Source organism: Micrococcus lylae, assembly GCF_900163825.1.
Classification (GTDB): Bacteria; Actinomycetota; Actinomycetes; order Actinomycetales; family Micrococcaceae; genus Micrococcus; species Micrococcus lylae.
Genome location: NZ_FUKP01000049.1, coordinates 13,783 through 27,000, shown reverse-complemented (window position 1 = coordinate 27,000; position 13,218 = coordinate 13,783). Strand labels below are relative to the sequence as shown.

Here is a 13,218-nt window from a genome sequence, read left to right as displayed (position 1 = left end):
CCGGTCAGGGCCGCCGCGCCCCTTCGGCCCCGGGCGGCGCAGCGGGCCCCGGGCCGCCGCGCCCCTTCGACCACAGGGCCGCCGCGCCCCTCCGGCTTCCGTCCCCGGGCCGCCGCGCCCCTCCGGCTTCCGTCCCCGGGCCGCCGCGCCCCTCCGGGCCCGGGCCCGGGACCTCAGAGCCAGCCGCGGTCTCGTGCCACGGCGGCGGCCTCGGCGCGGGTGGAGGTGTGCGTCTTGCTGATGGCGCTGGAGAGGTGGTTGCGCACGGTGCCGGGGGACAGGTGCAGGGTGGCGGCGATCTCCCGCACCGGCGAGCCGTCCAGGGCGGCGCGCAGCACGTCCCGCTCGCGGCCGGTGAGGGGGCTGCCGCCCAGGGAGAGGGTCTCGGCCGCCAGCGACGGGTCCACCACGCGCTGCCCCCGGGACACGCGGCGGACGGCGTCGGCGAGCTCCTCTGCCGGCACGTCCTTCACCACGAACCCGTCCGCGCCGGCCTCCAGGGCGCGGGAGAGGTAGCCGGGGCGGCCGAACGTGGTGACGATCAGCGCCCGGCAGGCCAACCCGGACGCCTTCAGCGCCGCGGCGGCCTCGATCCCGTCCACACCGGGCATCTCGACGTCCAGCAGGGCCACGTCCGCGGCGTGTTCGCGGGCCAGGTCCACCACCGCGGCGCCGGAGTCGGTCTGGGCGACGACCTCCATGTCCGGCTCCAGGTCCAGCAGCGCGGCGAGGCCGGCGCGGACCAGGGACTGGTCGTCGGCCAGCAGGAGGCGCAGCGGGGCGTCGGTGCTCACAGGGTGACCTCCACTCGGGTGCCGGGACGCTCGGTGCCCGGGTGCTCCGGGCGTACCTCCAGTGTGCCCCCTGCGGCGTCGGCCCGGGCCCGCAGCCCGGCCAGGCCGGTGCCGCGGCGGCGTGACGACGACGGCTCCCTCGCCTCATCGGGCCCGCTCACCGGGACGGGGCCGTCCGGTCCGACGCCGTCGTCCACCACCGTCAGACGGTCGGCGGCGAGGGTGATGCGCACGCGCGCGGCGCCGGAGTGGCGGACCGCGTTGGTGACGGCCTCGCGCAGGGTCCAGGCGAACAGTTCGGCGGCCTGTGCGGGCACCTGCGCGACGGCTTCGACGCCGGGGACTTCCGCGCGGATGCCCGCGTCCGAGAGCACGCGGCGGGCGCCGGCGAGCTCGGTGGCCAGCTGTGGGGCGGACAGCCCGTCCACGGTGGAGCGGACCTCGCCGATCGCCGAGCGGGTCAGCGTGACGATCTGCTCGGCCTCCTCCTTGGCCCGGGCCGGGTCCGCGTCGATCAGGCGGGTGACCAGCTGGGCCTTCACATGGACGGCGGTGAGGGAGTGGCCGAGGACGTCGTGGACGTCCCGGGCGAGCTCTTCCCGCTGGCGGGACAGGTCCAGTTCGTGGCGGACGGCCGTCATGGTGTCCTCGCTGTCCGAGGCCAGGCGCACCGCCACGATCACGGCGGTGGCCACCAGGATGGAGCCGGTGAGCCAGATCTGCGGCTCACCGTCGGTGATGGTCAGGGCCAGGACGACGCCGATCGCGGCGATGACGGCGACGGCCGTCAGTGCGGTGCGGCGGCGCTGCGAGAACACCCAAACGGCCGTGAAGTAGGGGATCACGTTGAGCGCCGCCGTGCCGGCGGTGGTGGCGAACAGGGCGGTGACGAGCACGAGCGCCAGGGTGTAGAGGCCGGTGTTCGCCGGACGGGGCCAGGACGGGACGGGGTCCGGGACGATGAACGAGACGAGGTACACCGCGGTGAACAGGACACCGGAGCCGACGGCGACCGCGGCGCCGGCGGCGTCCCCGGCCTGGATCCGGGCGACCGTCACCGAGGCGACCGCCATGAGCAGGAAGACGAGCCAGACCCCGGCGAAGCCGAGGACGGCACCCCACTCCTCGCGCGGCAGGACGCGGGAGCGGGGCACAGCGTCCGCGGTGTCCGCCGGGCCGGGATGGCCGGTGTTCATCGAGAGGTCCTCCGTCGGTTCGCGAGCAGGCAGATCCCTAGGAAGGCGAGCGTCCAGACCGTGACGCTGAGCACGGCGGCCCACAGGGGGTCCGTGGTGACGCTGCCGTCCGTGGCGACGACCTTGCCTTCCATCATGGGCCACCGGGCCAGGACGCCGGGGCCGTAGAGCGGGGTGAAGCGGCCGATGTCCAGCAACAGGCCGTTGAGCGGCATGAACAGGTTGCCCAGGAAGCTGAACACCACGAGCATGCCGGAGGCGGCGCCCACGGCGGCTTCGGAGCGGAACAGCAGGGCCGCGGCGAGTCCGTAGAAGGCGAACGGCACGGCGGCCAGCAGGGTCAGGCCGGCGGAGGCGGCCCAGCGCCAGGCCCCGTCCAGCTCCGCGCCGGTGCCGGCGCCGACGGCGTAGATCAGCGCCACCGGAAGCACAGCGACGCAGACGGCCACCATCGCCTTGCCGAGCATGTAGGCGGTGCCGGACAGGGCCGTCAGGGACAGCTGGCGGCCCCAGCCGAGCTGGCGTTCCACGGCGGCCGAGCCGGCGATGGCGGTGGTGGCGGTGATGGCACCGTACAGGGCCATCGAGAGCATCGTGTGAGCGACCATGTTGCCGTTGCCGACCCGCATGTCCCCCCATTCGGCCAGCGCGCCGAACATGAGGAACAGGGCCGTGGGAAGCACGGCGATGAAGAAGACGGACTCAACCATCTTCAGCTGGCGGATCAGGTCGTGGCCGATGAAGGAAGCCAGGCGGGCGCCTGGTCCGCGGGGTGTGGACAGGGCGGCGTCGGAGCGGGTGGCGGCGGTCATGGGGAGATCCTTTCCGTGCGGTGCGGGCGGATTCAGGCGGTGAGGTCCAGGAAGACGCGGTCGAGGGTGGCGCGCTCGACCTCGACGTCGTGGCCGAGGCCCTCGGTGAGCAGGGCGGCGACGAGGCGGTCGGAGGCCTCCGGGCCGTCGGTGACGGAGAAGGCGACGCGGTCACCGGCAGCGGCGGGGCCGTCGTCGGGAAGGGCGACGCCCAGGCGGGCGGCGACCTCGGCGGGGGAGCCGGAGCCGGCCCACCGGCAGGAGACGGTGCGCGGCGCGCCCTCCGTCAGCTCGTAGACGGTGCCGGAGGTGTGGATGCGCCCCTGACGCATCAGGACGATGCGGTCGGCGAAGTCGGCGGCCTCCTGCAGGTAGTGGGTGGCGAAGACGACTGTGCGGCCACGGTCCGCCTCGGCGTGCATGGCGTCCCAGAACTCGGCCCGGGCGCCGACGTCCATCCCGGCGGTGGGCTCGTCCAGGACGAGCAGCTCCGGGTCGGTGAGCAGGGCGAGGCCGAAGCGCAGGCGCTGCTTCTCGCCGCCGGAGCACTTCTTCACCGGTCGGGAGGCGAGCGGACCGAGCTGGGCACGCTCGATCACGTCCGCGACCGGGAGGTGGCGGCGGTGGCAGCCGGCGACGTAACGGAGGGTCTGTGCGACGGTGAGGTCCTCGAGGAGGGCTCCGGTCTGGAGGACGGCACCGACCCGGCCGTCGGCGACGGCACGGCGCGGGCTGCCACCGAACACCTCGAGGGCGCCGGAGGACGGGCGGGTGAAGCCCAGGACCATGTCCAGGAAGGTGGTCTTGCCGGCACCGTTCGGGCCGAGCAGGGCCATCACCTCGCCGCGCGGGACGGTGAGGTCGACGCCGTCCACGGCACGGACCTTCCCGAAGTGCTTCTGCACGTTCGCAGCGGAGACGGCGAGATCGGAGCCGGCGGTGTCAGGGGCGGAGGTCTCGGGGGCTGAGGTCTGCTGTGTGGTCTGCTGTGTGCTGCTCATGGCACCAGCCTGATTCACCAGGGGTGCCAGGAGAACTGCTGGGTGTCAGCAGGTGGACATGACGGATGTCATGGGTGCCCGGCTGTCATGGGTGCCCGGCGGGCGGCGGCTCACGCGAGCGGGTTCGGCCCGTTGGCCACCAGAGTCGGCTCGCCCAGAACCTTCGGTGCGATGCCCTCCTCGGCGTGCCCCACGTCATGCGGGACCACCAGCCGCACGGACATGTCCTGCCCGGCCTCGAACGACTCCACGAAGTAGGAGGGCGTGAGGCCCTCGTCCGTCTGGACTCCGCCGTCGAAGACGGCCACTGCGCGTGCCGGACGCGGTTCGATCCGTCCGACGAACCCTGCGGCGTCCTCCGGCGTCAGGTCCGGCTCGGTCCACATGCCGCGCATGCCTTCCGCGGTGACGGCCAGGACGGTGGGCTGCAGGTCCAGTCCCCGGCCCAGCAGGTCCAGGCCGTGCTCCACGGCCAGGTCGATGAGCGGGGCCATCGCGGTGGAGAACCCGACCACCTGCTCGGCCGGGGTGCCCGAGGAGGGCGAGGTGCCCTCGGAAGGCGAGGTGCCGTCGTCGGGAAGCGGGCTGCCGGTGGGGGAGGTGCTCTGGTTCACAGGGACCACGCTACCCGTCCCGGCGCGCCGGTAGGATGGTCCACCGTGGCACTGACTATCGGATTCGTGGGACTTCCCAATGTGGGCAAGTCGACCCTGTTCAACGCACTCACCCGCCAGAGCGTCCTCGCGGCGAACTATCCGTTCGCGACGATCGAGCCGAACGTGGGCATGGTGAACCTGCCGGACGAGCGCCTGCCGCAGCTGGCCGAGATCTTCGGCTCCGAGCGGATCCTGCCGGCCACGGTCTCCTTTGTGGACATCGCGGGCATCGTGAAGGGCGCCTCCGAGGGTGAGGGGCTGGGCAACCAGTTCCTGGCGAACATCCGTGAGGCCCACGCGATCGCCCAGGTGGTGCGCGCCTTCGAGGACGGCGACGTCGTCCACGTGGACGGCACGGTGAACCCGGCCTCGGACATGGAGACCATCAACACCGAGCTGATCATCGCGGACCTGCAGACCGTGGAGAAGGCGATCCCGCGCATCGAGAAGGAGGTCAAGGGCAAGAAGCGCACCCAGGCCGAGCTGGACGCGCTGAAGGCCGCCCAGGCCGTCCTCGAGCGCGGGGACACCATCTTCACCGGCGTGACGAAGGACGGGCTGGAGCTGGAGCACCTGCGCGAGCTCAACCTGCTCACCGCCAAGCCCTTCATCTACGTGTTCAACTCGGACGAGGCCGTGCTGGCCGACGAGGCCAGGCAGGCCGAGCTGCGGGAGCTGGTGGCGCCGGCGCAGGCCGTGTTCCTGGACGCCAAGCTCGAATCCGAGCTCGTGGACCTCTCCGCGGAGGAGGCCGCCGAGATGCTGGAGATGGCCGGTCAGGAGGAGTCCGGCCTGGACCAGCTGGCCCGGGTGGGCTTCTCCACCCTCGGCCTGCAGACCTACCTGACCGCGGGGCCGAAGGAGACCCGCGCCTGGACCATTCCCGTGGGGGCGACGGCGCCGGAGGCCGCCGGCGTGATCCACACCGACTTCCAGCGCGGCTTCATCAAGGCCGAGATCGTGAGTTTCGACGATCTGATCGCCGCGGGGTCTATGGCGGAGGCGAAGGCTGCCGGCAAGGTCCGTATGGAGGGGAAGGAGTACGTCATGCGGGATGGGGACGTGGTGGAGTTCCGGTTCAACGTGTAGCACGGGTGCTACGATCGGTGCATGAGTACGGCTGAAGCGCACAGCGAGAGCCTCTCGCAGCGCGAGTTGCGCAACGAATCTGGGCGCGTGCTGCGTGAGGTGAGCGAGGGGCATTCGTTTGTGCTGACCAATCGCGGTATCCCCGTCGGGCGCATCGTTCCGCTCGATGCCCCGTCGTCCGCGCTACGCATCTCGCGACCGGCCAAGCGAGTCGGTGGTTGGTCCGATCTGAAGCCTCAGCCGACTGACCGCGATCGGCCGATGAACCGAATCCTCGACGATCTGCGGGGCGATCGGGTGTGAGTACCGCTCCGCTGGTGTATGTCGATACGTCCGCGCTCGGCGCACTGCTTGTTGCTCAGCCCGAGACTCAAGAGCTAGTGAACTGGCTTGATCGCGAGGATGCGCGCCTTGTCTCGAGTGATCTTCTGGAGACCGAACTGCGTCGCATGGCTGTCCGGGAAGGTCGGGGCCAGTCGAAAGTGAGCGCACTCTTGGAGGGCGTGTCGTTGGCGGCTCTCGACCGTGCAACGTATCGATCCGCAGGCTTCCTGCCGATGCAGTATCTGCGTGCTCTCGATGCCTTGCATCTGGAGGCTGCCATTCGCCTTGATGCTGATGCTGTCTTGACCTATGACCGTCGGCTTGGGGAAGCGGCGGAGACGGCTGGGCTCGGTGTCATCTCCCCGGGTGCCGTTGGGTGATCCGAGTGAACGGATTCGTGGTCCGCGCGCGTTCATTCGTTGCGGCGAACTATCCGCAGGCAGATGCGGCATTCCTCGGGGCAGTGCGGCCACTGGACATGCGACTGCATCTTCGGATATTGCTGGGCCAGTGCACTGCGGTCTGGCGTTTGACAAAGCCTGCCGCCTAACCTTGACACGGCCAATGTGTCGATAGAAGCGCAAGATTTCGACGTATTCTTCTGATGTGGCGATGACGGCTTCGACGTCTGGGGCCACGAACTGCGGGAGACGGAGCCGATCGAGCTGATTTTCGACGAGGGAGACGAGTAAGGGGTCAGAAGTGCGCCGCGTCACAGCTCGTCCAAGCAGGTAGGCGTAGCGTCGCCGCGAGCCCACCTCCAGTCCGCGGCGTGAGCTCCAACGAACCGCCGTGGGCCTTCGCAATGGCGTCGACGAGTGCCAGACCCAGACCGTGGCCGGCACCTGCGGTCCGCTGGGATCGGGCGAAAGGCTCGACCCAGGTACGGATCTCGGCCGTGTCCAAGGCAGGGCCACCGGATTCCACGACGATCTCCGCATGCTGGCCCACCTTGGTCAGGGTCAACGCCGCGTCCTCACCGTGGGTGATTCCATTGCGCACCAAATTCTCCACCGCCTGGCGCACCAGGGTCGGGGAGGCAGTGACCGTGACCGGCTCGGCTGCCACCGGCACGCCCTGCCCGTGCGTGATGTCACGGCACAGCGCAGCCAAATCCATCTCCTGTCTGTCGCGGACGTCCACGTTCGCCAGCTGCAGCAACGCGGTTATGGTCTCCGCGGCCCGCGCGTTCACCTCGCGAATCCGGCCCAAGGTCTCCCGCAGCGGCACGTCGTCGCCGCCGGCCAGCGCCACATCTGCCATTGTCTGAATCGTCGCGATCGGCGTCTTCAGCTCGTGAGAGGCATTGGACGCGAAACGGCGTTGCCGCTCGAGGGCATCCGCCAGCTCGTCGAGCATCGCATTGAGCGCAGCCGCCAGTTCACCCACCTCATCTGCGGGCCCCTCGTGGCTGATCCGAGCGCTCAGGTCACCGCGGGTCACGGTCGCAGCGTCGTGTGCGATCTCCCGCAGCGGTTTGATCACCAGGCCGGCCACGAACCAACCGATCAGTCCGGCGACTGCGGTCAGCAGCGCCAGAGCAGCCGCGGAAGCCAGCAGCACGCGGCGCAGAATCTCATCGGTGATCGGCACTGCCCCGTCAATCACCAGGCCGTCATCCGGGGTGGGGATCTGGGCCAGAAACGGCACCGGGGTGAGCTTCAGATAGGCGTACACCAGCCCGATCAGCGCCAGGCCCACGCCCAGGGTGGTGGCCACGAACATCACCGTGATGCGCGCGCGCAGACTCAGTTTCACCGCGGCACCTCTGCCACGTAGTAACCAGAGCCTGCCACGGTGTGCACGATGCGCGGTTCGCCCAGCTTCTTGCGCAGGTGTGAGACCGTCACGCGCGGGGAGTTCGTGAAGGGGTCGGCGTTCTCATCCCAGGCCTCCGCGAGCAGGTCCTCCGTGGAGATCACCGCGCCGGCTGCCCCCATGAGCACTTCCAGTACCGCGAACTCCTTCGGGCTGAGTGAAACGTGTGCACCGCCTCGGGTGACTTCCCGGCGGGAGGTGTCCAGGCGTACGTTGCCGCAGCGGTAGATCTCGCCGCGCACCGGCAGGTTGCGCTTGGCCAGCGCGGCAACCCGTGCGATCAGCTCCGGGAGCTCGAAGGGCTTGGGAAGGTAGTCGTCCGCGCCGAGGTCGAAGCCCGTCAGCCGGTCGTCGAGCGTCCCCGAGGCGGTCAACATGATCACCCTCGTGGCCGGGTGGGTATCGACGACCCAGCGGCAGATGTCGTCGCCGTGGATGCCCGGCAGGTCCCGGTCCAGCACGAGGACATCGGGGCGGATCTCGTCGATGAGCGAGCCCGCAGCCGCACCGTCATAGGCCGCGTCAGCTTCCATGTTCGCGCCGTTCAGCGCGGTGCAGATGGCATCGGCCAGGTAGCTTTCGTCATCGACGACGAGAACACGGATCGTCATGGCATCGAGCGTAACTGCCTGCCTGTCGCGCCGACGGCTCTTCGTACGTTTACGCTCTCGCAACATCGGGGTGCGTAGCGTCCTGGCCGTGCAGAACCGAAACGTTGGTGTCGACGTTGCGCGGGCCGTGGCGCTCGTCGGCATGATGACCGCGCACCTGACCTTCCTTGACGGCTTGGCCGTGCAGGTGCTCTACGGCTTCCCGGCCGCGCTCTTCGCATTCATCTCCGGGGTGTCGATGGGCTACATGCGGGCGCGCCCCGCCCAGTTCATCGTGCGCGGGCTGTGCCTGATCGGCATGCACTTCGCGCTCGCCCCGTTCACCGGGCAAGTGTTTGTGGTGCTCGGCACCATCGGACTCTGCATGGCTTTGCTCGCCTGGGCGCCGCGCTGGAGCTCGCCGGTGCTCCTGTGGCTGGCCTGTGTCCTGGCCTTCGGCTCGGCGGTCCTGGCCTCCGGCTCAGTGGTGCTGATTGCCGCGTTCTGGCCCTACTCGCCAGTGATGTGGGCGACGCTGATGGTCGCCGGAATGCTGTTCCAAAGGCACATGGTCGCCCCCAGGCGCCTCGTTCTCGGCTTCGTGGTCGGGATGGGGCTGTTCGTCGTGAATCTTGCGTTGCGCTGGTACGTCCTGCTGCCGGGGTTCTTTGACGCCAACGGCCACACCGGAGGCCTTGGCGATGTCGTGGGCAGCATCGGGACGTCGGTGGGCATGTGCTCGCTGTGCTGCCTGCTGCAGCGCTGGATCAGCTGGCTCGCGCCACTGGGTCGCATGCCACTGACCGTGTACTGCCTCCATGTGCTCACGGCCGATTGGCTCGCGCCGACATGGTTCGGCATCTGGGTCAGCCTGGCCGGCGCCATCGTCATCTCATTCGTCTGGCTCGCGGTCTTTGCGCGTGGCCCTGTCGAAACGCTGCTTCGCCGCATCATCGCGGTCGTTGGAAAGGAAGAGAATGAAGAAGTTCGCAGTTAGTTCCGTCGCCGGAGTGATCGCAGCAGTAACGCTCAGCGCTGGGCCTGCTCATGCACTGCAGAGCACAACCTTCGCGGAGGACACCGAGGAAGCCAAGCCGGTTGTCTCCGTGCGTGTCGATGACTCCGACCCGGATGACGGAGTGTGCACCGGAACCGCGATTGATCCCCACTGGGTGATCACCGCCCGCCACTGCGTTGATGCCGCGGCCAAGCCAGGGGGCTCCGTGCGCATCGGCCAGGGGGATCAGCAGCAGGTGTACCAGGTCGATCGCCACGAGATCGCCCCTCGTGGGGATATCGCCCTGCTGCACACCGAGCAGGAGATGGCCCTGGAGCAATTCGCCGAGGTGGCAGACGAGGTGCCCACCGGGGATGTGAACATTTACGGCTGGTCCTCCGACGGTTCGGGTGGCTCCACCAAGCTGCCCTCTGCCCGTGCCGAGATCCGTGGGGAGTCGCCACTTGCACTCTTCGATGCACCCAAGGCCCTTGAGGTCGCGCTGAAGGACGGCGCACGCATTCAGCCGGGCGATTCCGGGGGTGCGATCTTTGCCGACGGCAAGGTCGCCGCCATCATGTCCGCCGGGCTCTTCGAAGACCCGGACAACCCGACCGAGGAGGAGATGACCTCCAATGCCGCTGTCGCAGTGGCGCCGGTGGCCGATCAGTCTGACTGGATCCGCGGGGTTATTGGCGGAACTGATGCGACGGAGACCGGGGAGGCATCCGAACAAGGCGATGCTGCGGCCGAGGCACCCTCCGAAGGCTCTGCGGGGATCTGGGGCACCGTGGGCATTGGTGCGGGCGTGGTCGTCCTGGCAGCAGCCGGGGTGTGGTTGCTGCTGCGCCGCCGCGCCGCCTAGCTGCTCTGACCACGGAGGTCGGGTACGTGGGGGCCGGTCCGAAGGAGGCCCGTCGTTGGACGATCAGGCCGGCCCCGGAGCGCTTCCGGGGCCGGCCGTTGTGCGCCACCGGTGATGGCGTTCGCCGGGAAGGAGGTGGGTCTTCACGGCCCTGCGCGGCCCGCCGGCTCAGTCCTCCTCGTGCCGCGTGTACCCGTAGGTGTCGGTCTGGGTCTCGTTGATCCAGATCTCAGCTTCCTGGCGGGGATCGTCCGGGTGTTCCACGCGCAGGGTCCGACCGTAGGCCTCATCCACCAGGGCCACACGGAACCCGGCCCCCTCCAGTGGCTCCTTCAAGGACTCCACATCCGCGGCCTCAAAGGCCATCACCGTGGACTCCTCTCGGCCGATGTGGACGCCCACGATCCCGTCGCCGACCAGGTCCGCCCAGTCGCCACTGTCCGAGGTGAGCCGCCTCTGCAGCCCCTGGCCCGCGAGAATCTGTGCGGTCTCCTCGACCTGCGGTGTGCACAGCAGCGGGGCCACCTGCACGGTGCCGCTCTTCACCGGCAGCTCGCCTCGGACCTCCTCGAGGCCGAACTCCACGCCGGGGGAGTCTCCGGAGGCGACCGAGAGCCGACCGCCGGCGAGCTCGGCCAGGCGAGTGCCGTCGTCGTGCGTGGACACCGAGGCGCCGAGCGCCTTCAGCAGGGCGAGCCACCGCTTCGGGTTTGGGGTGGTGATGACGGGGTGCACGATCATGACTGCTCCTTCTCCAGGTACTGGGTCAGCGCCCTCTCCACGAGCGCGGACAGGCTGGTGTTCTCGTCCACAGCGCGGTGCTTCACCCGGGTGACGAGCTCGCGCGGCAGATAGACGTTGAACTGGGACTTCTCGGTCATGGGTAGGATGCTAGCACGCTAGGTGATGGGGTGGGTGCTGCACTGAAGTGGCGCCTCGGCCCCTGAAGGCCGGTCATGCCCGGCGCGTCAGGAGGAGACCGTCGTGAGCCGTTCCAGGGCTGAGGCGATGACGTCCATGTCGGCGTCGATCTGCCGTGCGGCGGCCTCCATGGCCTCCGGGCCCCGCTTGTAGGGGTCCTTCACCTCGTCCGCCGGATCGGTGGAGCGGTGCGACCACAGGTGCGTGGCAAGGTTCTCCAGGGTGACGTGGTCGGGCAGGTCGGACATGACCCGCGCGGCATGGCCGAGGAGGAAGGCCTTCTTGCCGAGCTTCGGCCACTCGTCGAGGATCCACCGGCGGTGGTCGCCGCCCATCGTGAGGACGAGGTCGGCCTGTTCCACCAGCCGGCGCGTCAGCTGGCGTGCCCGATGTTTCGAGGCGTCCGCGTCCGTCCGGATGGTCTGGGCCATGGGAGGGTCGATCGGGCGGTCGACCAGGGCCCGAGTTCCCGCGGAGGAGAACTCGACGCCGTGGAGTCCCCGAGCGCGGCTGGTGACGTCGGCGTAGGCCGACCGGCAGATGTTGGCGGTGCAGACGAAGAGCACCGAGAAGTCGCGGGCAGAGTCGAGGGTGGGTTCATGGCCGATCGGTGTTTCGTCCATGGCGGCGTCGGCTGGCGCAGGGGAGGTCTCCGGCGTCGCAGACGCGCCGGACAGCCGCTCAGGAAGGTCCAGCCAGGTGTTCTTCGGATGGAAGCCGGTGGACTTCAGCCTGTCCAGGTTCAACACGGCCGGCAGCCTGCCGCCGTCATGGGGGACAGCGTGCCCACGGATGAGGGAAGGGTCCGCGCCATGGGACTGGTAGACCAGGCGGGCGACATCCAGCCAGCTGACGACGCGTCCTTCTCCGGTGACGTTGTAGGTGCCGGCGGCGGCACCGGCCGAAACGAGGTGCCGCAGAGCCTCCGCGAGGTGGTCGGTGTACGTCAGCCGGCCGTGTTCCCCGTCCACCACGGTCGACCGCGCACCGCGGCGGGCGGCCACGGACACGTCGTGGACGAACCCCTCGTCCCGCCCCATGACCCATGCGGTCCGGAGGATGAGGGCCCGGGGCACCGTTGAGGCAACGAGCTCTCCTGCCGCCTGCGCCCGGCCCCGCGGATCGGTGAGGTCGAGGACGGCGTCTTCGTTGTGACTGGGGACTGTTCGTTCGAAGACCGGGTCACTGGTGATGTGGACATACCGCATGCGATGTCGCCGGGCGACGTCCGCCAGGCGGGTGGTGCGTTCGGCGGCGTCCACCCAGTCGTCCGGCATGGACATGCCGCCTGCCATGCCGGTTGCGGTGTCCCCATAGGCATTGACCAGGACGTCGAAGGCGGACAGGTCCACCGAGGCGATGGCGTCCGGGGCGAGATCGGCGATGGCGACGCCCCTGGCCTTCGGCATCTCGGTCAGCAGCGAACGGCCCAGGGGCGTCTCCGCTCCCGCGAGCAGGACCCTTCTCGGCTGCAGCGGAGTGGCCATGGCCAGCGGAGGCTTCAAAGCGTCCCTGCGGCTCAGGATCGCCTCAGACCTGGGGATCGGCCAGGGGATCGCCAGGGCCGGATCATAGAGGTCCACGACGCCGGAGCGCGCCCGGCCCTCCTGGGTCCAGTGGGACTCGAGGAGGTAGGTGTAGGTGGTTCCGTCCACCAGCGTCTGATGTGCCGTGGCGACACCGCGGGGAACGAAGACCGCGATGCCCGGATGCAGTTCCAGCACATGGGTCCGGCCGTAGCCCGGACCCTCGCGCAGATCGACCCAGGCGCCCATGGCGCGGCCGGCGTCCAGGCTGACGATCCGGTCCCACGGCTCTGCCAGGAAGCCGCGGGTGGTGCCGCGTGCCTCCACATGGGAGACGTTCAGCTGCACCGGATCGAAGTCCGGCATCCCCAGTGAGGTCATCTTGGCCCGGTGCCAGCTCTCCTTGAACCAGCCGTCCTCCGTGGGCTTCAGTCCCAGCCGGAGGATGAGCAGGCCGGGGATGTCGGTGCTCTGAGCGGAGAGGTCGGACAAATGCCCTCACGTCCTTGCTGCGGGTCGGTGTGCGGCCGTGATCGCGGGGACACGGCCTGGCGAGTGCTCCGGGCGACTCGGGTGGTCGCCTCGCTGCGCCCGGTTGTTAGGGGATGGACGTTACCGCACCCGGCAGG

15 protein-coding genes are annotated in these 13,218 nt (G+C 69.5%); 5 read left to right on the top strand and 10 right to left on the bottom strand.

The annotated features are described in order from the left end of the window. Positions 1–173 precede the first annotated feature (173 nt). From FM125_RS07200 to FM125_RS07180, 5 genes are all read right to left on the bottom strand, one after another. Positions 174–794 carry a response regulator transcription factor gene (locus FM125_RS07200; RefSeq protein ID WP_087134129.1) on the bottom strand — a complete coding sequence of 207 codons (621 nt, stop codon included), beginning with the start codon at positions 792–794 and terminating at the stop codon, positions 174–176. Next, positions 791–1,990: a histidine kinase gene (locus FM125_RS07195; RefSeq protein WP_087134128.1), complete on the bottom strand. Its 1,200-nt coding sequence runs from the start codon at positions 1,988–1,990 to the stop codon at positions 791–793. Before FM125_RS07195 ends, FM125_RS07200 begins: the two co-directional genes overlap by 4 nt. Next, positions 1,987–2,802 carry an ABC transporter permease gene (locus tag FM125_RS07190; protein ID WP_245829878.1) on the bottom strand — a complete coding sequence of 272 codons (816 nt, stop codon included), beginning with the start codon at positions 2,800–2,802 and terminating at the stop codon, positions 1,987–1,989. The genes FM125_RS07195 and FM125_RS07190 overlap by 4 nt, the downstream gene beginning before the upstream one ends. 32 nt (positions 2,803–2,834) lie before the next feature. Then, on the bottom strand, positions 2,835–3,803 hold the full coding sequence (locus tag FM125_RS07185) for an ABC transporter ATP-binding protein (protein ID WP_087134127.1): 969 nt from the start codon (positions 3,801–3,803) through the stop codon (positions 2,835–2,837). A gap of 110 nt (positions 3,804–3,913) precedes the next feature. Beyond that, positions 3,914–4,417: a hypothetical protein gene (locus FM125_RS07180; protein ID WP_245829876.1), complete on the bottom strand. Its 504-nt coding sequence runs from the start codon at positions 4,415–4,417 to the stop codon at positions 3,914–3,916. A gap of 45 nt (positions 4,418–4,462) precedes the next feature. On the opposite strand from FM125_RS07180, the gene ychF reads away from it, so the two are divergent. The 3 genes from ychF to FM125_RS07165 are packed head-to-tail and all read left to right on the top strand — an operon-like array spanning position 4,463 to position 6,252. Further along, positions 4,463–5,548 carry a redox-regulated ATPase YchF gene (gene ychF, locus FM125_RS07175; RefSeq protein ID WP_087134126.1) on the top strand — a complete coding sequence of 362 codons (1,086 nt, stop codon included), beginning with the start codon at positions 4,463–4,465 and terminating at the stop codon, positions 5,546–5,548. 21 nt (positions 5,549–5,569) lie between these two features. Further along, a complete protein-coding gene (locus FM125_RS07170) occupies positions 5,570–5,851 on the top strand; it encodes a type II toxin-antitoxin system Phd/YefM family antitoxin (RefSeq protein ID WP_082739630.1) in 282 nt (93 codons plus the stop codon). Next, positions 5,848–6,252 (top strand): type II toxin-antitoxin system VapC family toxin, encoded by a 405-nt coding sequence (locus tag FM125_RS07165; RefSeq protein WP_082739628.1) that lies wholly within the window; start codon positions 5,848–5,850, stop codon positions 6,250–6,252. Before FM125_RS07170 ends, FM125_RS07165 begins: the two co-directional genes overlap by 4 nt. Positions 6,253–6,568: 316 nt before the next feature. Here the strand turns inward: FM125_RS07165 and FM125_RS07160 are convergent, their stop codons facing one another. Together FM125_RS07160 and FM125_RS07155 are read right to left on the bottom strand one after the other, a co-directional pair. Then, a complete protein-coding gene (locus FM125_RS07160) occupies positions 6,569–7,630 on the bottom strand; it encodes a sensor histidine kinase (RefSeq protein WP_087134125.1) in 1,062 nt (353 codons plus the stop codon). Further along, positions 7,627–8,295 carry a response regulator transcription factor gene (locus tag FM125_RS07155; protein ID WP_180525426.1) on the bottom strand — a complete coding sequence of 223 codons (669 nt, stop codon included), beginning with the start codon at positions 8,293–8,295 and terminating at the stop codon, positions 7,627–7,629. Before FM125_RS07155 ends, FM125_RS07160 begins: the two co-directional genes overlap by 4 nt. Positions 8,296–8,389: 94 nt before the next feature. On the opposite strand from FM125_RS07155, the gene FM125_RS07150 reads away from it, so the two are divergent. After that, on the top strand, positions 8,390–9,277 hold the full coding sequence (locus FM125_RS07150; RefSeq protein ID WP_087134146.1) for a DUF418 domain-containing protein: 888 nt from the start codon (positions 8,390–8,392) through the stop codon (positions 9,275–9,277). Further along, positions 9,258–10,142 carry a trypsin-like serine protease gene (locus FM125_RS07145; RefSeq protein ID WP_087134123.1) on the top strand — a complete coding sequence of 295 codons (885 nt, stop codon included), beginning with the start codon at positions 9,258–9,260 and terminating at the stop codon, positions 10,140–10,142. The genes FM125_RS07150 and FM125_RS07145 overlap by 20 nt, the downstream gene beginning before the upstream one ends. A gap of 168 nt (positions 10,143–10,310) precedes the next feature. Here FM125_RS07145 and FM125_RS07140 read toward each other — a convergent pair whose 3' ends face one another. From FM125_RS07140 to FM125_RS07130, 3 genes are all read right to left on the bottom strand, one after another. Further along, positions 10,311–10,883, bottom strand: a complete 573-nt coding sequence (locus FM125_RS07140) for a hypothetical protein (protein WP_087134122.1) — start codon at positions 10,881–10,883, stop codon at positions 10,311–10,313. Continuing rightward, entirely contained in the window at positions 10,880–11,023 is a 144-nt protein-coding gene (locus FM125_RS07135; RefSeq protein WP_087134121.1) for a ribbon-helix-helix domain-containing protein, read from the bottom strand. The genes FM125_RS07140 and FM125_RS07135 overlap by 4 nt, the downstream gene beginning before the upstream one ends. Before the next feature lie 87 nt (positions 11,024–11,110). Then, positions 11,111–13,081, bottom strand: a complete 1,971-nt coding sequence (locus FM125_RS07130; protein WP_087134120.1) for a dTDP-4-dehydrorhamnose 3,5-epimerase family protein — start codon at positions 13,079–13,081, stop codon at positions 11,111–11,113. Positions 13,082–13,218 lie beyond the last annotated feature (137 nt).

Bases quoted from the DNA above. Each gene is read 5' to 3' on its own strand.
- FM125_RS07185 (WP_087134127.1), bottom strand. From the start codon at position 3,803: ATGAGCAGCACACAGCAGACCACACAGCAGACCTCAGCCCCCGAGACC.
- FM125_RS07135 (WP_087134121.1), bottom strand. From the start codon at position 11,023: ATGACCGAGAAGTCCCAGTTCAACGTCTATCTGCCGCGCGAGCTCGTC.
- FM125_RS07190 (WP_245829878.1), bottom strand. From the start codon at position 2,802: ATGACCGCCGCCACCCGCTCCGACGCCGCCCTGTCCACACCCCGCGGA.
- FM125_RS07195 (WP_087134128.1), bottom strand. From the start codon at position 1,990: ATGAACACCGGCCATCCCGGCCCGGCGGACACCGCGGACGCTGTGCCC.
- FM125_RS07140 (WP_087134122.1), bottom strand. From the start codon at position 10,883: ATGATCGTGCACCCCGTCATCACCACCCCAAACCCGAAGCGGTGGCTC.
- FM125_RS07145 (WP_087134123.1), top strand. From the start codon at position 9,258: ATGAAGAAGTTCGCAGTTAGTTCCGTCGCCGGAGTGATCGCAGCAGTA.
- FM125_RS07170 (WP_082739630.1), top strand. From the start codon at position 5,570: ATGAGTACGGCTGAAGCGCACAGCGAGAGCCTCTCGCAGCGCGAGTTG.